The sequence below is a fragment of the Vulcanococcus sp. DEBay_Sum29NL08_54 genome (assembly GCF_017859255.1).
In the GTDB taxonomy this organism is placed as follows: Bacteria; Cyanobacteriota; Cyanobacteriia; order PCC-6307; family Cyanobiaceae; genus Vulcanococcus.
This window is the reverse complement of record NZ_JAFMNJ010000012.1, coordinates 1-18,850: the sequence shown is the minus strand read 5'-3', so window position 1 is coordinate 18,850 and position 18,850 is coordinate 1. Positions and strand designations below refer to the sequence as shown.

Here is an 18,850-nt window from a genome sequence, read left to right as displayed (position 1 = left end):
TCATGGCTTCTGACGACAATTCCGGTCTGATGGTGGGCGCCCTGCGCAGCTTCACCGTGGCCGAGGGCATCCTGCTGCTGGTGCTGGGTGTCCTTGCCCTGATCTTCCCGATGATTGCCTCCGCCTGGGTGACGGTGGTGGTAGCCCTGGCTTTTTTGGTCGGCGGCATCATCGGCTGGGTGAACAGCCTCAACCGCTCGAGGCAACTGAGCCAATGGCACTGCTTCTGGCGCCTCGTGGTCTCGACCCTGTTTGTGGTCACCGGGGCTTGGATCATCCAGCAGTTCAGTGCTGGGGTTGAACCGGCTGCCGCTCAAGTGGCGGCGTTGGCCTTCGCCATCGGCATCGTCTTTTTGGTGGAGGGTGCGGTGGCCAGCATCGTTTCCCTGTCCCATCGGGAGATGGCCGGGTGGGGCTGGGGTTTGGCCAATGGCATCGTCACCTTGATCCTTGGCCTGATCATCGTGTCGATGAAGGGCCTGGGTCTGCTGAGCGTGATCGGCATCCTGGTGGGGATCAGCTTCCTCTTCAGCGGCATTGACCTTCTGGTCTTCAGTGCCGCGTTCCACGGTCCAGACGAGCGCTGAATCGCGCAGGGGATCTCCCTTAGAGGGCTTCGTTTGCGCTGCCGTCCTGTTCCACGGGCAGTAGCCAAATGGAGCCCGTTTCTTTGTGGACTTCGATCTTGAACTCCTGGCCGGGCTCTAGCCCCATGCGCCTGGTGTAGGCGTTGCCGATCAGGAGGTTGCCGTTGCCATGGACCTTGGTGCGGAATTCCGCTTGCCGCCCCTTGGTGCCGCTGCCACCGCCGCTTTGGCTGGGGAGCTTGTAGCCCTTGGCTTCCACCAGGGCGCGATAGAAGCTTTTTTTGAGAAGACGGCCACTGGGACCGACATAGCCACAGGCCCGAGCGATCTGATCTTCAGGCCGATTGCTGAGCGAACGGGCTTTGTCCAGTAGCGCCTTGCCTTCCAGCATCTGGGTCGGCTTGGTTGTCTTCTCTTCGACGAACACCGCTGCAGTGGGTCGCTGGCGGCCCGATTGTGCCGATCACTTGCAATGCTTCGCAAGGGCAACTTGCAAGAACTGTGATCAAACAGCTGCCCTACAGCAGATAAAGGATTCCGTAGAGCACCACCCAGATCCCATCGACGAAGTGCCAATAAAGCTCGGCGGCCTCCAGGGGAAAGAGGTTGTCAGAGCTGACGCGGCCCCCTTCACGGCACTGCCACCAGACGATCAGGATCATCAAGCCGCCCAAGGTGACGTGCAGGCCGTGGAAGCCCGTGATGGCGTAGAAGGTGCTGGCAAAGAGGTTGTCGGTCAGACCAAAGGGCAGCTCGAAGTACTCCTTCATCTGACCGGCCAGAAAGGCAAAGCCCAGGGCGGCACTGATCAAAAGCCAGCGTTGGCAGAGGGCCTTTTGATTGCGCTTCAACGCTGCGCCAGCCCGGTGGAAGGTGAAGCTGCTGATCAGCAGCAACAGGGTGTTGATGGTGGGTAGCACCATCTCCAATTCGTAGGTCGCCCCGGATGGCAGGGGGTTAACGGCTCGGAAGGTCAGATAGGCGGCAAAGAAACCGGCGAAGGTCATGCCATCGGCCACCAGGAAGGTGGCGAGGCCGAACATCCTGAAGTCGCCGTGGTGCTCCTGGTGCTCGGTGCCCTGTTCTTGGTTCAGGGATTCGCTTGTGCTCAGGCTTGTCATGGCATTCAGGAGCGCTGGTCAGAGTTGCCGAGCTTCCACAGCTCAGAGCCCGAGGTGGCGGCCAATGGCAGTTCGCCGGCGGGGGTGCCATAGCCGTAGGGCTCTTTCACCAAGGGGGCCTCGCCCTTCCAGTTCTCCACCGGTGGAGGGGAGCTGGTGAGCCATTCGGGGGTTAGGGCATTCCAGGGGTTGTCTCCGGCTGGTGCGCCGTTGAAGGCACTCATGACGACGTTCAGCAGGAAGGGCAGGGTGCTGATGGCCATCAGCAGCGCCCCAACACTGCTGAGCTGGTTGATCAACTCAAATTGCGGGTCGTATTCGGCAACGCGGCGCGGCATGCCATTGAGGCCAAGCCAGTGCTGCGGAGCGAAGCAGAGGTTGAAGCCGACAAAGGTCAAGAGAAAGTGCAGCCGTCCCAGGTCCTCGTTGAGCAATCGGCCGGTCACCTTGGGATACCAGTGGTAGATCGAGGCAAAGATCACAAACACCGTGCCGCCGTAGACGATGTAGTGGAAGTGGGCGACGACGAAGTAGGTGTCGTGCACGTGAATGTCGAAGGGGACCTGGGCGAGGGCGACGCCCGTGATTCCCCCGAAGACAAAGTTGATGATGAAGCCGCAGGAGAAGAGCATCGCGCTGTTGAGGGCAATGCGGCCTCCCCACATGGTGGCGAGCCAGTTGAAGAACTTGATCCCTGTCGGGACGGCGATAAAGGAGGTGGCGATGGTGAAGAACAGCCGCATCCAGGGAGGCGTGCCGCTGGTGAACATGTGGTGGGCCCAGACGATCAGGCCCAAGAAGACGATGCCCATGATCGAATACACCATCGTTGTGTATCCGAAGAGCGGCTTGCGGCAGTGGATCGGCAGGATTTCGCTCACCAGGCCAAAGGCCGGCAGCACCATGATGTAAACCGCGGGGTGGGAATAGAACCAAAACAGGTGCTGATAAACCACCGCATTGCCGCCCAGGCTTGGGTTGAAAAAGCCGGTGTGGGCAATGATGTCGAAGCTCAGTAGCACCAGCGTCCCGGCCAGGACGGGGGTGGAGAGCACCACCAAGATGCTGGTGCCGAGCATCGCCCAGCAGTACATCGGGAGCTGCATCAGCTTGAGCCCCGGTCGCCGCAGTTTGAGGATGGTGGCGATGAAGTTGATCCCGCCAAAGATGGAGCTGCCGCCCAGAAGCAGCACGCTCAAGATCCAGATGATCTGACCGGTGGCCGGGGTCGTGATGCTCAGGGGTGGATAGGCGGTCCAGCCCGACTGGGCAGCGCTGGCAATGAAGTAACTGCTGATCAGGAGCAACCCGGCTGGAGGGATCAGCCAAAACGCCACCGCGTTCAGTCTTGGGAACGCCATGTCGCGCGCTCCCACATAGAAGGGAATCAGGTAGTTGCCAAAGGCCCCATTCACCACCGGGACGATCCAGAGAAAGATCATCACCGTCCCGTGCAGGGTCAGGACTTCGTTGTAGGTCTCCCTGGGAAGGAAGTCCGAAATCGGGGTCAGCAGCTCGGTTCGAATCGCTCCAGCGAGGGCGCCACCGATCAGATAAAAAATGAAGCCACAAACCAGATACTGCAGCCCGATCACCTTGTGGTCGGTGCTGAAACTCAGGTAGCGCAGCCAGCCTTGGGGTTGCAGCGGCGTGCGGTGCTCAGGGGTCAGGCTGATGGTCATGACTGCACCGGGGTTTGTGGGGCTGCGCTGGCAATCGGACTGTTCTGGTTGACCCAGGCCTCGAAGGTCTCGGGTTCATCGACGATCACGGTCGAGCGCATTCCGCCGTGGTACGGGCCGCAGAGCTCTGCGCAGACGATCGGATAACGGCCAGCTCTCGTGGCGGTGAAACTCAAGAGTGTGGGCTGACCGGGGATGACGTCTTGCTTCAGGCGGAATTCGGGGACCCAGAAGGCATGGATGACGTCATTGGCCTTCATGCGCAATGCCACCGGCTGCCCCATGGGCACATGCAGCTCGCCGCTCGTGATCTCAGCCCCCGGGTAGTGAAAGATGAACGCGAACTGCATGGCCGTCACGTCGATCGGCAGTGGGGCTAGGGCGTCGTCGCTCTCCAGGCTCACGGGGCTGATACCGCCCCAGGTGCGGGACTCCTCCATCTCCCCGCCCATGGCATGCATGCTGTGGTCATTGAGCGGAGCCATGCCGCCCATCCGGTCGTAGATGTCGTAGCTATAGATGCCGACAAACAAGACCACCACGGCGGGAATGGCGGTCCACAGGATCTCGAGCGGGAGGTTCCCCTCGACGGCTTCGCCATCACCGCTCTCGCCTGGCTTGCGCCGGAACTTCACCAGGCTGTAGAGGATCAGCCCGACAATCCCGACAAACAGGATGGTCCCAATGCTGAAGAGCACCTTGAAGAGCTCGTCATAAACAGGCGCGTTGGCGCTGGCGTCAACCGGCAGGAGGTTGACGTTCTGCCCGATCCAGAGGCCCATCAACACCAGGGCCATTCCGGTGATCAGGGTGAGGATTGCGGCTGGTATCCGCATCGTCCTGAAATCAATCGAGGTCAGCCTATGGAGGCTTGATCGTCGACGCGTTGTTCGTGGTTCTTTGCAGCAATCCGCCGCTTCTTGGTGAGGGAACGCTCACCCATTGATCACTGTTGGTGTCGCTTTTGGGTGGCGCGTGACGGACGTCTGCGAAGCCGGTGTGACGTCATTAGGTTGACGCCAACCGCCCTTCTCCAGCAGAGATGTTCGGCGCCATGCAGCCCAACAAACGAGACGGCCTCGCCGCACTCTGCGCCCACCTGTTGGTCGCACTGATTGCGCTGGTGGTCATCGGCGGGGCGACGCGTGTGATGGAGGCAGGTCTGGCTTGCCCAGACTGGCCCCTTTGCTACGGCTCCCTCTTGCCGGGGCGCCAGATGAACCTGCAGGTCTTCCTGGAGTGGTTCCATCGCCTGGATGCCTTTGTCGTCGGTGTGGGCCTTCTGGTTCTCACCTCGGTCAGTTGGTGGTGGAGGCGGGAGTTGCCCAAGGGCTTCCCCCTCCTGGCCAGCCTGAGCCTGGTGCTGGTGGCTGTTCAGGCGGGCTTGGGTGCACTAACGGTGACCCTGCTGTTGCCATTCCCTGTGGTGACGGCTCACCTGCTCACCGCCCTGGTCTTGGTTGCTCTGCTGAGCGGTTTGAGTGAGTTGCTGAGGGCCGGCTCCCTGGCTTCTTCGTCAGGGCGTTCTCTGTTCTGGGCTGGCCTCACCGCAGTCCTGGCGACTGCGGTGTTGGTGCAGTGCCTCTTGGGCGGACTCATGGCCAGTCAGTGGGCGGCAGGCCGGTGCCTGAGCGCTGGGGAGGGCTGCTCCTGGCTCTTGATGCACCGCCTGGGTGCTCGGCCGGTGGGTCTGCTGGTGCTCCTGGGTTCGGGACTGCTGCTTTGGAAGCGTCCGGCGGAGCGCCCCTTTGCCTTGGCTGCGGCACTGCTGGTTCTGCTGCAGATCGCCCTGGGCGTGCTGAGTTTGCGTCTCAGCCTGTCCGTTCCAGCGGTGACCGTGGCACACCAGCTGGGCGCTGCTCTCTTGGTGGCCGTTCTGGCGGCCTTGACCGTTCGTAGTTGGCCGGAGGTGCTTCGTGGTTAATGCCTTGCCCCTGACCCGTGAGGAGATCGTTCCCTCCAGGAAGCGGCTGAAGTTGCCCCCCTGGCTGGAGATCGCCAAGCCCCGTTTGATCCCCCTGTTGCTGGCGACCACCCTTGGCGGGATGGCGATGTCGGAAGGCTGGCCCCTGCCTCCTCTCCGCCTGGCCTGCACCTTGGGTGGTGGCGCCTTGGCCGCCGCAGCGGCTGGGGTCCTGAATTGCCTTTGGGAGCAGGAGCTCGATGGCCGCATGCAGCGAACCAGCGGCCGTGCACTCCCCTCCGGTCGCCTGTCGATCACGACGGCTTTTGCCATTGCCGTCACCCTCACGCTGACGGCGGCGACGCTGCTGGTGGGCGGGGTGAATTGTCTGGCCGCCAGCTTGTCGCTGCTGGGTCTGTGCAGTTACGTCCTGCTCTACACGGTGCTGCTGAAGCCCCGCACCACCCAGAACATCGTGATCGGTGGTGTGGCTGGAGCCATTCCCCCCCTGGTCGGTGCCGCCGCGGCAACGGGCCATCTGGGCCTGGGGAGTTGGTGGTTGTTTGCCCTGGTGATGCTGTGGACGCCAGCCCATTTCTGGGCCCTCGCTCTGCTGCTGAAGGAGGACTACCGCGCCGTCGGGATCCCCATGCTCCCGGTGGTGAAGGGCAGTGGTGCCACCGCTGAGGCCATTCGTTGGTATGCCCTGGCGACGGTGGTGCTGAGCCTGGTGGGTGTCTGGGCCTTGCCCGGTGGGGGGTTGCTCTACGGGCTCCTGCTGCTCCCCTTCAATGCCCGGCTCTTGCAGATGACCTGGAATTTGCACAAAGACCCGGATGATCTGCAGCGGGCCAAGGGGTTGTTTCGCTGGTCGATCTTCTATCTCTTTGGCGTCTGTCTGCTGCTGCTGATGGCTCGGATGCCGGCAGGGGAGCAGTTTTCGCAGCAGGGCTTTGCCCTGCTGGGTTGGAGTGGGTCCGGCAACGCAGGTTTCACCCTGGTGGCATCGCTGGTGAGCGGCGCTTTCTAGAGTCGATTTCTCTAGTGCTCCAGCGAGGTCGGCGGCGGTGACTCATCCAGTGATTGATCTGGAGAACGTCTCCAAGCGCTACGGAAAAGGTGAGAAGGCCGTTGATGCCTTGAACGGCCTGAATCTTCAGGTCCCTGGTGGCAGTTTGTTCGGCTTGTTGGGTCCCAACGGGGCGGGCAAAACAACGACCCTGCGCATCCTCGCCACCCTGTTGGCCCCGTCCAGCGGCCGTGTCCAGGTGGCGGGTCTCGACGCGCTCACAGACCCCCGCGGTGTCCGCGAGCGTTTGGGTTATGTGGCCCAAGAGGTTGCCCTCGACAAGATTCTCAGCGGCCGTGAGCTGCTCCAGTTGCAGGGCGACCTGTATCACCTGGCCCGTTCAGCCCGGGACCAGCGCATTGCTGAGCTGATTGATCTGCTGGGGATGGCGGACTGGATTGACCGCCGCAGCGGCACCTACTCCGGTGGGATGCGCCGGCGTTTGGATTTGGCCTCCGGTCTGCTGCACCGTCCGGATGTCTTGGTGCTCGATGAGCCCACCGTTGGTCTGGATATCGAGAGTCGCGCTGCCATTTGGACCGTGCTGCGCCAACTGCGCGACCAGGGCACCACGGTGCTGCTGAGCAGTCACTACCTCGAGGAGGTCGATGCCCTGGCGGATCAGCTGGCGATCATTGAGGACGGTCGGGTGATTGCTGCGGGCCCCCCCTCCGAACTCAAGGCGGCCCTCGGCGGTGACCGCGTCACCCTGCGGGTGAGGGAGTTCAGCGATGAACCCGAGGCCCTACGGGTTCAGCAGCTGCTGCAGGCCTGCCCGGGGGTGCGTCAGGTGGTGGTCAACCGAGCCCAGGGCTTCTCCTTGAATTTGGTGGTGGAACACGACGGTGTGGTGGAGCAGTTGCGCCGTCAGCTGGCTGAAGCCCAGCTCCCTGTTTTTGCCCTTGCCCAAAGCCGCCCCAGCCTGGATGACGTCTACCTCCAGGCCACGGGTCGGACCTTGATGGATGCCGAGCTGGCGGTGGCCGGTGTCCGTGATGCCAAGGCGGAGCGCAAGCAGTCCATGCGTTGACCGTGGCTTTGGTTCGGGATTTCCCGTGGATGGACTTTTCTGTTATTTGAGATGACCAGCGCTTCCTCTTCTTTGCTCAGCCCGGCCCCCAGCGCCAGCGCCCCGCGGTCAGCCCTGGCTGACCTGACGCAGGAGACCCTGGCGTTGACCCGCCGTCTGTTCCTGCAGCTGGCGCGCCGTCCGTCGACCCTGGTGGCGGGGGTCCTGCAACCCCTGATTTGGCTGGTTCTCTTTGGGGCCCTCTTCGCCAATGCCCCTGAGGGTCTGCTGCCCGAGGGCATGAGTTACGGCCGCTTCCTCGGTGCCGGCGTGATTGTCTTCACGGCCTTCAGCGCTGCCTTGAATGCGGGCTTGCCGGTGATGTTCGATCGGGAGTTTGGTTTCCTCAATCGCCTGTTGGTGGCCCCGTTGCGCTCCCGCAGCTCGATTGTCCTGGCCTCGGTGCTCTACATCACGGCCCTGAGCCTGGTGCAGAGCGTCGCGATCATGGCCACCGCCTGGGTCTTGGGGTACGGCTGGCCCGGCGGTTCTGGGTTGCTCCTGGTGCTGCTGACCCTGTTGCTGTTGGTCTTCGCTGTGACGGGCCTGAGCTTGGGGTTGGCCTTCGCACTGCCAGGTCACATCGAGCTGATCGCCGTGATCTTTGTGGCCAATTTGCCCCTGCTGTTTGCCAGCACGGCCCTGGCTCCGATTTCCTTTATGCCGGCCTGGTTGGGCTGGCTAGCGGCCGTAAATCCCCTTACCTTCGCGATTGAGCCGATTCGCGCCGCTTACGCCGGTCATTTCTCCCTCTCAGCTGTGGTGTTGCATGCCCCCTATGGGGACCTCAGCGCTGCCGCTTGTTTAGGGGTTCTGGCCGCTTTGGCGTTGGGTTTGTTTCTGCTGATCCGCCCTCTGCTGGATCGCAAGCTCGCCTGATCTTTTCCCGCAGCGATCGTGCCCCAGCGCCCTTCTCCTCCGCCGTCACCGCAAGCCCGCCGCCAGGCCCACGTTTTGGCCCTGCGCCAGGCCTTGTCCGAGCGTGATCGCTCGAGCGTGGATGGGTTGCTCGGCCAGTGGGTCCATCGCCACGGGGTCGATGCTCTTGAGCCCCTGCTTCAGGAGTTGGAAGCCGAGGATTCAGAAGGACTCCACTGGTGGCGAACTCCTCAGGCTGAGCCCGAGCCCCTCGTCGTTGCCGTGCAAGAGGAGATGGCACCTGAACCGCAACCTGAAGTCGAGCCGGAACCCGAACCTGAGCCCGAACCGGTTGTGATGGCTGAGCCTGAACCTGTAGCGGCTCCGGTTCCGATCCCTCAGACCGCGTTCAAGCCCGTCGTGCGTCGTCGAGCCGCTGCGTCACGCCCTGCTCCGGCCCCCAGCCATCCCGCCTTGGCGGAGTTGCGTGCTTGGCTTCCCGGTTCGGAAGACTCCCGTGCTGCCTGATCCCTCGTTGCTCCGTGGCGGGCTGATCGTCTCGGTTCAGGCCCCTGAGGGCTCACCGATGCGGGACCCGCAGGTGATTGCGGCCATGGCTGAGGCCAGCCTCAACAACGGCGCGGTGGGTGTCCGCCTGGAGAGTCCTCAACACATTGGGGCGGTGCGCCGCCGCTGCCCGGAGGCTTTGATTATTGGCCTCTGGAAGCGCACGTTCCCCGATAGTTCCGTCTACATCACCCCCGGCTGGGAAGAGATTCAGGCGGTTTGGGCCGCCGGTGCCGATGTCATTGCCCTGGATGCCACTGATCGGGTTCGCCCCGCTGGGGCCCTCTTGCCCGATTTGGTGCAGCGCGCCAAGCAGGAGCTTGGAGCCTGCTTGATGGCGGATGTCGACAGTCTGGAGAACGGGTTGCGCGCCGCGGAGCTCGGCTGTGATTGGGTTGGCACAACCCTCTACGGCTACACCGAGTCCACCGCCTCCCTCAAGCCTCCTGCTTGGACTCTGTTGCGTCCACTGCGCGAGCAGCTCCCGGGTCCGGCGATGCTGATCTGTGAGGGTGGAATCGCCTCAGCCCAGCAGGCCAGGCAGGCCCTTGATGGGGGTGCCGATGCGGTGGTGGTGGGGACGGCGATTACCGGCGTGGATCTGCAGGTGGCGGCCTATCGCCGGGCCCTGGAGTCCTAGCGGTCCAAAAGCTTTCTGAAGGAGCAGGACCTGCAGCCCAGGCGAGTTCAAACTGAGCGTGTCTCGGTTGTCTCGAATGGGAGGAAAGTCGATGAGCTCCCAGCGTGGGCTGCCGTTTTTTTCAGTGGTGGTGGGCGTGACGCTCTTGGCCACACCCATAGCGGGCTTGCCCTTAGCTGAGCTCGAAGCGCTGAACCGGGAGCTGGGCCGCCTGTGCCGCAACCCACCCCCGGAAGCCCTTGCCGTCTGCCGGATTCACGCCCGCTTGATTCGGGTGATGTAGGCCGAGGCCGGCATCACATCATGCCGGGCATGCCCATGCCGCCCATGCCACCCATACCGCCCATGCCACCCATGGGATCCATGCCGCCACCACCCGGTGCGGCTGCGGCTGCCGGCTCGGGTTTGTCAGCGATCACCGCCTCGGTGGTCAGCAGCAGGGAAGCAATCGAGACGGCGTCCTGAAGGGCCAGGCGGACCACCTTGGCGGCATCAAGAATGCCTGCGGTGAGCAGGTTTTCGTAGGTGCCGGTCGCGGCATTGAAGCCGTTGCCAGTGGAGGCCACTTGGTCCGCCACAACGTTGGGGTCATAGCCCGCGTTGGCTGCGATCTGATGCAGGGGCGCAGAGAGAGCGCGCTGCACGATCTCAACACCGGTGCGCTCGTCGCCCTCCAGCTGGGCAGCTAGGCCATCGAGGTCGGCGGCGAGCTGGACCAGGGTGCTGCCACCGCCGGCGACGATGCCCTCTTCCACCGCGGCGCGGGTGGCGTTGAGGGCGTCTTCGATCCGCAGTTTGCGGTTGCGCAGCTCGGTTTCGGTGGGAGCACCCACCTTGATCACGGCAACGCCACCGGCCAGCTTGGCGATGCGCTCGGTGAGCTTCTCGCGGTCGTACTCAGAGTCGGTGTTCTCGAGCTCGCGCTTGATGGCGGCGACACGGTCGCGGACGGCAGCCTGGTGAGCGTCACTGGCCACGATGGTGGTGTCGTCCTTGCTGATCGTGATCCGGCGCATGCTGCCGAGATCCTCCAGACCCACTTGATCGAGGGCCATGGCACGGTCCTCGCTGATCAAGGTGGCACCCGTGAGGATGGCGATGTCCTGGAGCATGGCCTTGCGGCGATCGCCAAAGCCAGGGGCGCGGACGGCGGCCACCTGCAGAACCCCGCGGTTCTTGTTGACCACCAGGGTGGCCAGGGCTTCACCCTCGACTTCCTCCGAGAGGATCACCAGGGGCTTGCCAGCTTTCGACACGGCCTCCAGAACGGGCACGAGGTCGTTGATGGCACTGATCTTGCGGTCGGTGACCAGCAGCAGCGCATCTTCGAATTCGCAGACGCGACGGTCGTTGTCGGTGACGAAGTAGGGGGAGCTGTAGCCCCGATCGAAGGCCATGCCTTCGGTGATTTCCAGTTCGGTGGCGAGGCTCTTGCTCTCCTCGACGGTGATCACGCCATCGACGCTCACCTTCTCCATCGCCTCGCTGACCATCCGGCCGACTTCCTCATCGCCGCCGGAGCTGACGGTGGCCACCTGGCCGATGGACTCGCCGGCAACGGGGGTGGAACGCTGCTGGATGCCCGCCACGACTTGAGCGGTGGCCTTCTCCATGCCGCGGCGCAGGCTCACGGGGCTGGCGCCAGCGGCGACGTTGCGTAGACCTTCGCGGGTCATGGCCTGGGCCAGGACGGTGGCGGTGGTGGTGCCATCACCGGCCTGGTCCTTGGTTTTGGTCGCGACCTGCAGCAGGAGCTTGGCGCCGAGGTTCTCGAAGGGGTCTTCCAGTTCGATGTCCCGGGCGATGGTCACGCCGTCGTTGACGACATCGGGAGCCCCGAACTTCTTCTCGAGAACGACGTTGCGGCCCTTGGGTCCGATGGTGACCTTGACCGCATCGGCGAGGGCATTGACGCCGCGCTCGAGATAGGCGCGGGATTCATCGGAGAAGGAGAGCAGCTTGGCCATCGCGGAGGCTGATCGCGCTGTAGTGGCCACAGGCTCCCATGCAGAGGTGGCCCTTGGCTTGTGGGGAAAGCCGAATGGATCGCAGCTCACCCCTATCGCCCGCTCGATCTGCTCGATAGGGTTCGCGCCATGGAGGAGAGCATCAGCGACACCCTGGTCCAGGGCCTGGCCGATCCAACGGCCGGCAGCAACGTGATGGCGTTTCTGATCGTGGCCGGCCTGGGCTTGGGAATGGCCTTGATCTATGTGCCCCTGCGGGTCTTTTTGACTGTGACCGCCCGCAGTCGCCGGCTACGCCTGCTGCAGCGCATCCGACGACTGCGGGAGGAACTCACGCAACCGGTGGAGGGCTAGACCTCAGCGCATCACCATGCCGCCATCCACCTGCAGGACCTGGCCGGTCATGTAGGCAGCGGCGGGATCGGCCGCGAGGAAGCGAACGGCGCTGGCGACCTCGGTGGGTTGCCCCATCCGTCCCAGGGGAATGGCCTTGAGGATCGGCTCCTTGTCGAGCTCCGCGGTCATGTCGCTCTCGATGAAGCCAGGGGCCACAGCGTTCACGGTGACCCCGCGGCTCGCGAATTCCGCAGCGCTGCTGCGGGTCAGGCCAATCACACCAGCTTTGGCGGCGCTGTAGTTGGCCTGGCCGGGGTTGCCCATCAGTCCCACCACCGAGGTGATGTTGATGATCCGGCCGCTTCTGGCCTTCAACATCGCCCGGCTGACGGCTCGGGTGCAGAGGAAGACGCCGCTGAGGTTCAGGTCGATCACGCTCTGCCAATCGGCGCTCTTCATGCGCATCAGCAGGCCGTCACGGGTGATGCCCGCGTTGTTGACCAGCACGTCCAGGCGTCCTTCCTTCTCCAGGACGGCTTTGACCATGGTCTCCACCTGCTCTTCCTCGGCCACGTTGGCCTGGTGGGACCAGGCTTGGCCGCCTGCCGCCTGAATCTCAGCGACCACAGCCTCAGCCGCGGCGGGGGAGCTGGCGTAGTTCACCACCACCGTTGCGCCAGCCTGGGCCAGCTCGCGGGCAATGGAGGCCCCGATGCCTCGGCTGGCTCCGGTCACCAGAGCAACCTGACCGGCCAGGGGGGTGCTGTCCGCCATGGAGAACGCTGAAAAGTCGGACCAGGCTAGGCGGGCATGATTTTGACTTCAGCCAAGGCGGGGCCAAGCAGTTCCCCAAAGCGCTGCAACTGGCGTTTGCTGCCCATGACCACCAGCAACTGACCGGGACCCAGGCGGACATCACCGCCGGGGTTGGCGATGAGTGGCTCCGGCGCTCCGGTGCTGAGTTGGCTGGCCGCGGGGTTTCGGATCGCCAGGACCAGGGCACCACTGCGGCGTCCCAACTGCAGTTCCGAGAGACTGGCCCCGTTGAGGTCGCCGAGATCCTCGGGATGCTCGCTCAGCAGAAATTCGTCCACCTCACACTCGCTGCCGGCCAGCAGGTCCATGAAGGTCACCGCCAGGGGCCTCAGGGCGGTGGCGGCCATGGCACGACCGCCGGCCACATAGGGGCTCACCACCTGGTCAGCTCCGGCTAAACGCAGTTTCCCTTCCGCTTCTTCGCTGTCGGAGCGGGCAATCAGCCGGGCGCTCGGCGCCAATCCCCGGGCGCTGAGGATCACGTAGAGGTTGGCCGCGTTGCTCGGCAGGGCGGCGACCAGTGCTCGGCAGCGGTGGATGCCGGCCTCCTCCAGGGTTTCATCGAGGGTGGCGTCTCCCTGAAGGACCGTCAGGCCTCGCTGCTGTGCTTCCTCAATGCGGTCGCTGTCGTTTTCAACCACCAACAGTTGGACGTTTTCTCCATTCAGTTGATCCGCGATTTCGCGGCCCATCCGGCCGTAGCCGCAGAGGATGACGTGCTGATTCATCGATCGCTGCAGCTGTTGGCGGTAGCGCCGCTGGCGGATGCGGCGAAAGTAGCCGGAGTTGGTTAATTCCAGCAGTTTCTGGATGGTTTGCTGGACCACCACCAGGCCGCCCACCAACAGCAGCGCCGTGACGATGCGGCCGCCGGTGTGGATCAGTTGGGTGTGCTCATCGCTAAACCCCAGGGTGCTGAGGGTGATCAGCACCATCCAGTAGCAATCACCCCAGTCCCAGCCCTCCGCCAGTCGGTAGCCAACGGCGCCGGCATTGACGACCGTGGCCAGGGCCAGGATCGGGCCTGCCCAGGGGCGCCTGGCCACTTGCGTGCGAATGGGGCTGAGGAGGCCGCGGCGGCGCGGCAGTGAACGGGGTCGCTGCCGCATCGGTGTCATCCCAAGCCGAGGGCTTTTAAGACCTCAGGGGTGCCCAGCTGCTCAAGGGCTCCGGCCTGACCCACCGCTTGCACGCCCTCCCGTTGTGGCAGGGAGGCGGGGTCCTGGCCGAGGGCCACCAGAGGCATGCCACTGAGCAGGGCCAGTTGGCTGGTGATGGGATCACTGCTGAGGACCACATCACAGCTGGCCAGTTGCGCGGCCCGCTGCAGCAGATTGGCGCCACCGGCCTGGATGACCCGCAGGTCCGGCAGCTTGCTGCGGATGGCCTCGGGCAGTGCTCGCCAGTGTTCGGCGGGCCAGTCCTGACGGTTCCCTGACGGGGCAAGCAACAGGGCGGGTCCCTGGCCACTGGGCATGGACGCTGCGGCTTGCTCCAGTGCTCCTTTGGGCAAGGACAGGCGGAATTGGCTGGCGTCGAGGGTGACGCCGAGTGGGCGCAGGAAGGCGGACAGCGCTTGTGCCCCCCAGCCGGCTTCAGGGGTGACGGTTGACGTGGCCGAGAACCCAGCGGCGGCGACGCGATTGGGGATGTGACTCATCGACAGCATCAGATCAACCTGGCGGCCGCTGGCGAGGTTGATGCAGGCCTGAAAGTCGGGCTCGCGCACGTTGCCCAGGAGGTTGGCCCAGTCGGCGAGGCTCGGCCCGTCATCAAAGGCGAAGGGAATCACCTTCTCCACCGCCGGCAGCAGGGACCAGGCGGCTGCCGCCGCGGGGGAGCAGGCCACCTGCACCTGGGCCTTGAGGTCTTGCGCGACCTGCGCTGCGGCCGGAATGGCCTGCAGCTGTGCACTGACACCACCCGGCACCAAAAAGAGGACTCGCATGGTTGCGGGGGTGTGCAGCAGATCGCTGGCTGATTGTATGTAGGTCGGATTACTTAGTCCTCAGGAGCGCGCGATGCATCTGCTGATTGCCTGTGCCGGTAGCGGTCGGCGGATGGGGGCGGAGCGCAACAAGCTGCTCCTGGAGGTCAGCGGCCGGCCTGTGTTGGCCTGGACTCTCGATGCGGCCCTGGCCTCCGAGAGCGTGCGCTGGATCGGTCTGGTCGGCCAGGAGATCGACCGGCCGGACATCGAAGCCCTGCTGAAGGCGGCCAACCCAGGGATCCCGGTCCAGTGGATTCAGGGTGGGGACACCCGCCAGGATTCGGTCTGCAACGGCCTGGCTGCGCTGCCGCCGGAGGCCCAATCGGTTCTGATCCATGACGGAGCCCGCTGCTTGGTCGATCCAGCTCTGATCGATCGCTGTTCCGCGGCTGTTGACGCTGGCGCTGCGGTGATTGCTGCCGCACCGGTCACCGACACGATCAAGCGGGTCGATGGCGACGGCGTGATCCAAGACACCCCGGATCGCTCCGTTCTCTGGGGCGCCCAAACCCCCCAGGGGTTTCCGGTCGAGCAGTTGCGCCAGGCCCATGCCCAGGCGCGCGGGGAGGGTTGGAGTGTCACCGATGACGCCTCCCTGTTTGAACGGCTGGGTTGGCCCGTGCGGGTGATGGAGTCCTCCCCCTCCAACATCAAGATCACGACGCCCTTCGATCTGACGATTGCTGAGGCGGTGCTCTCGGGTCGCTAGAGCAGCAGCAGTTGGCCGCGCTCGCCGTCCAGACGGGCCCTGCGGCCGATGGGAATGGCGGCGTTGCCGCAGCGATGGCCAAAAGGCAGGTCGGCAATCACCGGAATGCCGAGGTCGCCGCAGCGCTCCTGAAGCACCGCCTGCAGACCAAAGGAGTGCTGGGGATCACGGGCGTCATCCTCATCCCCCTCGCAGTCGCTGAAGCTGCCAAAGCCCAGCCCCGCGATCTGCTGGAGGGCCCCACTGAGGCGCCAGTGGGAGAGCATCCGATCGATTCGATAGGGGGCCTCGCCGATGTCTTCGAACAGCAGGATCGCTCCACTCAGGTCGGGGAGGTGAGGCGTCCCCAGCAGGTGCGTCGCCACCGTGAGATTGCCGGCGAGGCAGGGGCCCTCGGCTTGGCCCGGGTTCCAGACCGTCCCTTGCAGGGGCGGTAGAGCCTCGCCAAAGAGCAGAGCCCGTAGCCGCTCTTGGCTCCACTCCGGTTCGGCCCCCAGGGTGGTGACCATGGGCCCATGGATGCCCCCGGGTAGGCCAGCGGCCTGCCGCGCCCAGAGCAGGGAGGTGACATCGGAGAAGCCCAGCAGCCAGTGCTCCTCAGCCGCAAGGGGCCGCTCCAGCAGTCGTGCAGAGCCCCAGCCACCGCGCATGCACGCCACCAATGGCGCATTGGGTTGGAGGTCCTCCAGGCGTTCGGGGTCCGTGCCGGCGTAGTAGCCCCAGTGCCGCTGCAGGTTGCGATGGGGTTCCACCTCCAGTCCCCAGCGCTCAAGGACAACGATTCCCGCTTCCAGGCGGCTGATGGCATCGCCCTGGAGCGCGGAGCTGGCGGCGGCCAGTTGGACGCGATCGCCGGCTTGGAGCGGGCGGGGCCAGGGGCGCGCGTTCATGCCCAGATCCGTCCGATGGCTAGGCCGAGCAGCAGGAGCGCACCGAGCAGCACCTGATGTTTGAAGTGGCGGCCATAGGCCGAGCGCGGCAGCTGCGGCTGCCGTAAGGCCAAGGCTTCCTTGAGCTGCCCAAGGACGACCACCAGCCAGATCAGCCAGAACACGGGCTGAACCCCCTGCAGGGCCGAGGCAACCGCCAGCAACACTCCAGCGCTGGCGTAGCAGAGGGCCACGGCCAGGGGGGCCTGCTCCCCAAGGCTCAGCGCGCTGCTGCGCACGCCCACCAGGCGGTCATCCTCCCGGTCGGACATGGCGTAAACCGTGTCAAAGCCAAAGGTCCACAGCAGGGTCGCCAGCCAGAGGCAGAGCAGGGGCCATCCCCCCTGGAGGCTGCCGCGGGAGGCCGCCCAGGGGATCAGCACAGCAAAGCCCCAGCAGAGGGCCAGGACCGCCTGCGGGTAGGCAAACCAGCGCTTCGCTGAGGGGTAGAGCAGCACCGGCGGCAGGGCGGCGATGGCCAGTTGGAGGCAAAGGGTTCTGTTGGCTTCTGGCAGCCCCCAGAGCACAACGGCAAGAGCAGCGATCAGGCAGAACAGCAGCAGCACAACGGCCCCCGGAACACCGATCTGGCCGCTGGCAAGCGGCCGTTGGCGGGTTCGCTCCACCTGGGGATCAATCCGCCGATCCCAGAGGTCATTGGCGACACAGCCCGCACCGCTGACGGCCAGGCCGCCGATGACGATGGCCGCCAGCAGGTGGAGGCTGGGGGGAGCCTGGCCCTCCAGGAAGAGACTCCAGCCGGCGGGGATCAACAAGATCAGGCGTCCGCTGGGCTTGTCCCAGCGCAGTAGACCCAGCCAAGCCCGGAGCAGCGATCCAAGGCCCTTGCTGTCGGCAGCCACGTTCAGCAGGGGAAAAGTGCCCGCACCCTAGGGCTGAGGGGCGGTGCCAAAGTGGCTCAGCTCCAGGGATTGGACCGTGAGTGAGCCCCGCAGTGGTGCCCTACGGCCGGTGGCCGGCATCGACATCGGCACCAACTCGATTCACCTCTTGATCGCCAGCGTCGATCCGGAGCTGCGCAGCTTCTCGGTGCTGCTCACTGAAAAATCAACGACCCGCCTGGGGGAGCGCGATCCCGTCAGTGGCGATCTCTCGCCTGAGGCGATTGAGCGGGCCTTCACGACCCTGCGCCACTGCCGTGAGCTGGCGGCCAGCCATGGCGTGGATCCCGGGGACGTCGTCACGGCGGCCACCAGTGCCGTTCGTGAAGCACCCAATGGTCGGGAGTTTCTGCAATCGATCCAAGAGCAGCTGGGCCTCGCGGTTGATCTGGTGAGCGGCCCTGAAGAGGCGCGCTTGATCTATCTGGGTGTCCTCTCGGGGATGTCCTTTGGCGAGAAGCCCCACGTGATCATCGACATCGGTGGTGGCTCCACCGAGTTGGTGCTGGCCGATGCTTCGGACTCCCATGCCCTCACCAGCACCCGGATTGGTGCGGTCAGGCTGCAGCGGGATTTCGTCCAGGACGACCCGATCCCGGCTAAGCGGGTCACCTTCCTGCGGGCCTTCATCCAGGGGGCGCTGGAGCCTGCGGTGCTCAAGGTCCGCCAAGGTTTGAAGCGGCTCGGTGATCAGCCGGTGATGGTCGCCACCAGTGGAACGGCGATGGCGATCGCCGCGATGGCCGCCGCGGATGAGGCGCGTCCGCCCCTGCGCATGCAGGGCTACCGGGTCTCGCGGCAAAAACTCGATCAGATCGTCGAACGCCTCTTGGGGATGACGCCTGCGGAGCGCAAGGCTCACCCGGCCCTGAATGAACGCCGGGCGGAAATCATCGTTCCTGGCGCCCTGATTTTGCAGACGGCGATGGGGATGATCGGGGCGGAGGAGCTGGTGATCAGCGAACGGGCCCTGCGGGAGGGCTTGATTGTTGATTGGATGCTGCGCAACGACTTGATCGTTGATCGCTTTGCCTTTCAAAGCAGCATTCGTCAACGCACGGTGCTGCATCAGGCCCAGCGTTATGGGGTGGATGTGCCCCGCTCTGAGCGGGTCGCTGCGCTAGCCATGCGTCTCTACGACCAAAGCCACGGCCTGCTGCATCAAGACGATGGCCAGGGGCGTCAGTTGCTGTGGGCCGCGGCGATGCTGCACAGCTGCGGACAGCACATCAATGTCGGTGCGTATCACAAACACACCTGGTATCTGATTCGCCACGGTGACCTCCTGGGCTATTCCGAGAGCGAGCAGCTCATGGTGGCGGCGATTGCCCGTTACCACCGCCGCTCCCTGCCGAAAAAACGCCATGAGTCCTGGCAACTCATAGAAGGGAGGGAGCAACGCCGCACGGTTTCAGCGATGGCCTTGCTGCTGCGTCTGGCGGTGGCGATGGATCGCCGTCCCCAGAAGGTGATTGCCGATTGTGTTCTGCAGGCCAACGCCGAGAACGGCATTGCGATCCAGTTGTTGCCGCTGACGGCTGAGGTGGATCTCAACCTGGAGCGCTGGAGTCTGCGGTCCTGCGAGAGCTATGTCGAAGAAGCGCTCGGCATGACCTTGCGGGTGAGTTAGCTCCAACACTGCAGCGCCCCCCCAACAAAAAGCCCCCTCTTGCGAGGGGGCTTCTGGTTCAACCGAGATTGAACC

Annotated in this window: 21 protein-coding genes; 11 read left to right on the top strand and 10 right to left on the bottom strand. The window is 64.5% G+C overall.

What is annotated here, in order from left to right:
- Positions 1-2 precede the first annotated feature (2 nt).
- Positions 3-587 carry a DUF308 domain-containing protein gene (locus tag QZ186_RS06075; RefSeq protein ID WP_010318034.1) on the top strand — a complete coding sequence of 195 codons (585 nt, stop codon included), beginning with the start codon at positions 3-5 and terminating at the stop codon, positions 585-587.
- Positions 588-606: 19 nt separating this feature from the next.
- Here the strand turns inward: QZ186_RS06075 and QZ186_RS06070 are convergent, their stop codons facing one another.
- The 4 genes from QZ186_RS06070 to QZ186_RS06055 all read right to left on the bottom strand — a co-directional run bounded on the left by QZ186_RS06070 (position 607) and on the right by QZ186_RS06055 (position 4,226).
- On the bottom strand, positions 607-978 hold the full coding sequence (locus tag QZ186_RS06070; protein WP_247479751.1) for an AbrB family transcriptional regulator: 372 nt from the start codon (positions 976-978) through the stop codon (positions 607-609).
- 127 nt (positions 979-1,105) lie between these two features.
- A complete protein-coding gene (locus QZ186_RS06065; RefSeq protein WP_010318030.1) occupies positions 1,106-1,708 on the bottom strand; it encodes a cytochrome c oxidase subunit 3 in 603 nt (200 codons plus the stop codon).
- Between the two features lie 5 nt (positions 1,709-1,713).
- Positions 1,714-3,390: a cytochrome c oxidase subunit I gene (gene ctaD / locus QZ186_RS06060; RefSeq protein ID WP_296416159.1), complete on the bottom strand. Its 1,677-nt coding sequence runs from the start codon at positions 3,388-3,390 to the stop codon at positions 1,714-1,716.
- Positions 3,387-4,226 (bottom strand): cytochrome c oxidase subunit II, encoded by an 840-nt coding sequence (locus QZ186_RS06055; RefSeq protein WP_296416158.1) that lies wholly within the window; start codon positions 4,224-4,226, stop codon positions 3,387-3,389. The genes ctaD and QZ186_RS06055 overlap by 4 nt, the downstream gene beginning before the upstream one ends.
- 206 nt (positions 4,227-4,432) lie before the next feature.
- Here QZ186_RS06055 and QZ186_RS06050 point away from each other — a divergent pair, with 206 nt between their 5' ends.
- The 7 genes from QZ186_RS06050 to QZ186_RS06020 all read left to right on the top strand — a co-directional run bounded on the left by QZ186_RS06050 (position 4,433) and on the right by QZ186_RS06020 (position 9,779).
- Positions 4,433-5,314 (top strand): COX15/CtaA family protein, encoded by an 882-nt coding sequence (locus tag QZ186_RS06050; protein WP_010318024.1) that lies wholly within the window; start codon positions 4,433-4,435, stop codon positions 5,312-5,314.
- A 4-nt stretch (positions 5,315-5,318) separates the two neighbouring features.
- The gene (locus QZ186_RS06045; protein ID WP_296416157.1) at positions 5,319-6,323 is read left to right on the top strand and encodes a heme o synthase; all 1,005 of its coding nucleotides are present in this window, start codon (positions 5,319-5,321) and stop codon (positions 6,321-6,323) included.
- Positions 6,324-6,360: 37 nt separating this feature from the next.
- Complete coding sequence (locus QZ186_RS06040) at positions 6,361-7,392, top strand: ABC transporter ATP-binding protein (protein ID WP_247479258.1); 1,032 nt, start codon at positions 6,361-6,363, stop codon at positions 7,390-7,392.
- 51 nt (positions 7,393-7,443) lie between these two features.
- On the top strand, positions 7,444-8,310 hold the full coding sequence (locus QZ186_RS06035) for an ABC transporter permease (RefSeq protein ID WP_029626413.1): 867 nt from the start codon (positions 7,444-7,446) through the stop codon (positions 8,308-8,310).
- A gap of 18 nt (positions 8,311-8,328) precedes the next feature.
- Complete coding sequence (locus tag QZ186_RS06030; RefSeq protein WP_296416156.1) at positions 8,329-8,817, top strand: hypothetical protein; 489 nt, start codon at positions 8,329-8,331, stop codon at positions 8,815-8,817.
- Positions 8,807-9,496 carry an N-acetylmannosamine-6-phosphate 2-epimerase gene (locus QZ186_RS06025; protein ID WP_296416155.1) on the top strand — a complete coding sequence of 230 codons (690 nt, stop codon included), beginning with the start codon at positions 8,807-8,809 and terminating at the stop codon, positions 9,494-9,496. Before QZ186_RS06030 ends, QZ186_RS06025 begins: the two co-directional genes overlap by 11 nt.
- Positions 9,497-9,587: 91 nt before the next feature.
- Positions 9,588-9,779, top strand: a complete 192-nt coding sequence (locus QZ186_RS06020; RefSeq protein ID WP_296416154.1) for a hypothetical protein — start codon at positions 9,588-9,590, stop codon at positions 9,777-9,779.
- Positions 9,780-9,792: 13 nt separating this feature from the next.
- Here the strand turns inward: QZ186_RS06020 and groL are convergent, their stop codons facing one another.
- Positions 9,793-11,463 carry a chaperonin GroEL gene (groL, locus tag QZ186_RS06015; RefSeq protein ID WP_247479251.1) on the bottom strand — a complete coding sequence of 557 codons (1,671 nt, stop codon included), beginning with the start codon at positions 11,461-11,463 and terminating at the stop codon, positions 9,793-9,795.
- A 129-nt stretch (positions 11,464-11,592) separates the two neighbouring features.
- On the opposite strand from groL, the gene QZ186_RS06010 reads away from it, so the two are divergent.
- Positions 11,593-11,817, top strand: a complete 225-nt coding sequence (locus QZ186_RS06010) for a hypothetical protein (protein ID WP_296416186.1) — start codon at positions 11,593-11,595, stop codon at positions 11,815-11,817.
- Positions 11,818-11,820: 3 nt separating this feature from the next.
- On the opposite strand, the gene fabG is transcribed toward QZ186_RS06010, so the two are convergent.
- The 3 genes from fabG to QZ186_RS05995 are packed head-to-tail and all read right to left on the bottom strand — an operon-like array spanning position 11,821 to position 14,563.
- Entirely contained in the window at positions 11,821-12,573 is a 753-nt protein-coding gene (fabG, locus tag QZ186_RS06005) for a 3-oxoacyl-[acyl-carrier-protein] reductase (RefSeq protein WP_247479248.1), read from the bottom strand.
- Between the two features lie 26 nt (positions 12,574-12,599).
- A complete protein-coding gene (locus tag QZ186_RS06000) occupies positions 12,600-13,724 on the bottom strand; it encodes a TrkA family potassium uptake protein (protein ID WP_247479245.1) in 1,125 nt (374 codons plus the stop codon).
- Between the two features lie 5 nt (positions 13,725-13,729).
- The gene (locus QZ186_RS05995; protein ID WP_296416153.1) at positions 13,730-14,563 is read right to left on the bottom strand and encodes a lipopolysaccharide heptosyltransferase family protein; all 834 of its coding nucleotides are present in this window, start codon (positions 14,561-14,563) and stop codon (positions 13,730-13,732) included.
- 73 nt (positions 14,564-14,636) lie between these two features.
- Between QZ186_RS05995 and ispD the strand changes: the two genes are divergently transcribed.
- On the top strand, positions 14,637-15,314 hold the full coding sequence (gene ispD / locus QZ186_RS05990) for a 2-C-methyl-D-erythritol 4-phosphate cytidylyltransferase (protein WP_296416152.1): 678 nt from the start codon (positions 14,637-14,639) through the stop codon (positions 15,312-15,314).
- Here ispD and QZ186_RS05985 read toward each other — a convergent pair.
- Positions 15,311-16,204, bottom strand: a complete 894-nt coding sequence (locus tag QZ186_RS05985) for an LD-carboxypeptidase (RefSeq protein WP_296416151.1) — start codon at positions 16,202-16,204, stop codon at positions 15,311-15,313. The two genes, ispD and QZ186_RS05985, sit on opposite strands and share 4 nt — an antisense overlap.
- Complete coding sequence (locus QZ186_RS05980) at positions 16,201-17,106, bottom strand: 4-hydroxybenzoate polyprenyltransferase (RefSeq protein WP_296416150.1); 906 nt, start codon at positions 17,104-17,106, stop codon at positions 16,201-16,203. Before QZ186_RS05980 ends, QZ186_RS05985 begins: the two co-directional genes overlap by 4 nt.
- 76 nt (positions 17,107-17,182) lie before the next feature.
- Between QZ186_RS05980 and QZ186_RS05975 the strand changes: the two genes are divergently transcribed.
- Entirely contained in the window at positions 17,183-18,775 is a 1,593-nt protein-coding gene (locus QZ186_RS05975; RefSeq protein WP_296416149.1) for a Ppx/GppA phosphatase family protein, read from the top strand.
- Positions 18,776-18,850 lie beyond the last annotated feature (75 nt).

Excerpts from the sequence above, each read along its gene's own strand:
- QZ186_RS06065 (WP_010318030.1), bottom strand. The coding sequence starts at position 1,708 with ATGACAAGCCTGAGCACAAGCGAATCCCTGAACCAAGAACAGGGCACC.
- ispD (WP_296416152.1), top strand. The coding sequence starts at position 14,637 with ATGCATCTGCTGATTGCCTGTGCCGGTAGCGGTCGGCGGATGGGGGCG.
- QZ186_RS06055 (WP_296416158.1), bottom strand. The coding sequence starts at position 4,226 with ATGCGGATACCAGCCGCAATCCTCACCCTGATCACCGGAATGGCCCTG.
- groL (WP_247479251.1), bottom strand. The coding sequence starts at position 11,463 with ATGGCCAAGCTGCTCTCCTTCTCCGATGAATCCCGCGCCTATCTCGAG.
- QZ186_RS06000 (WP_247479245.1), bottom strand. The coding sequence starts at position 13,724 with ATGCGGCAGCGACCCCGTTCACTGCCGCGCCGCCGCGGCCTCCTCAGC.
- QZ186_RS06035 (WP_029626413.1), top strand. The coding sequence starts at position 7,444 with ATGACCAGCGCTTCCTCTTCTTTGCTCAGCCCGGCCCCCAGCGCCAGC.
- QZ186_RS05995 (WP_296416153.1), bottom strand. The coding sequence starts at position 14,563 with ATGCGAGTCCTCTTTTTGGTGCCGGGTGGTGTCAGTGCACAGCTGCAG.
- QZ186_RS06070 (WP_247479751.1), bottom strand. The coding sequence starts at position 978 with ATGCTGGAAGGCAAGGCGCTACTGGACAAAGCCCGTTCGCTCAGCAAT.
- QZ186_RS05985 (WP_296416151.1), bottom strand. The coding sequence starts at position 16,204 with ATGAACGCGCGCCCCTGGCCCCGCCCGCTCCAAGCCGGCGATCGCGTC.
- fabG (WP_247479248.1), bottom strand. The coding sequence starts at position 12,573 with ATGGCGGACAGCACCCCCCTGGCCGGTCAGGTTGCTCTGGTGACCGGA.
- QZ186_RS06075 (WP_010318034.1), top strand. The coding sequence starts at position 3 with ATGGCTTCTGACGACAATTCCGGTCTGATGGTGGGCGCCCTGCGCAGC.
- QZ186_RS06020 (WP_296416154.1), top strand. The coding sequence starts at position 9,588 with ATGAGCTCCCAGCGTGGGCTGCCGTTTTTTTCAGTGGTGGTGGGCGTG.
- QZ186_RS06010 (WP_296416186.1), top strand. The coding sequence starts at position 11,593 with ATGGAGGAGAGCATCAGCGACACCCTGGTCCAGGGCCTGGCCGATCCA.
- QZ186_RS06050 (WP_010318024.1), top strand. The coding sequence starts at position 4,433 with ATGTTCGGCGCCATGCAGCCCAACAAACGAGACGGCCTCGCCGCACTC.
- ctaD (WP_296416159.1), bottom strand. The coding sequence starts at position 3,390 with ATGACCATCAGCCTGACCCCTGAGCACCGCACGCCGCTGCAACCCCAA.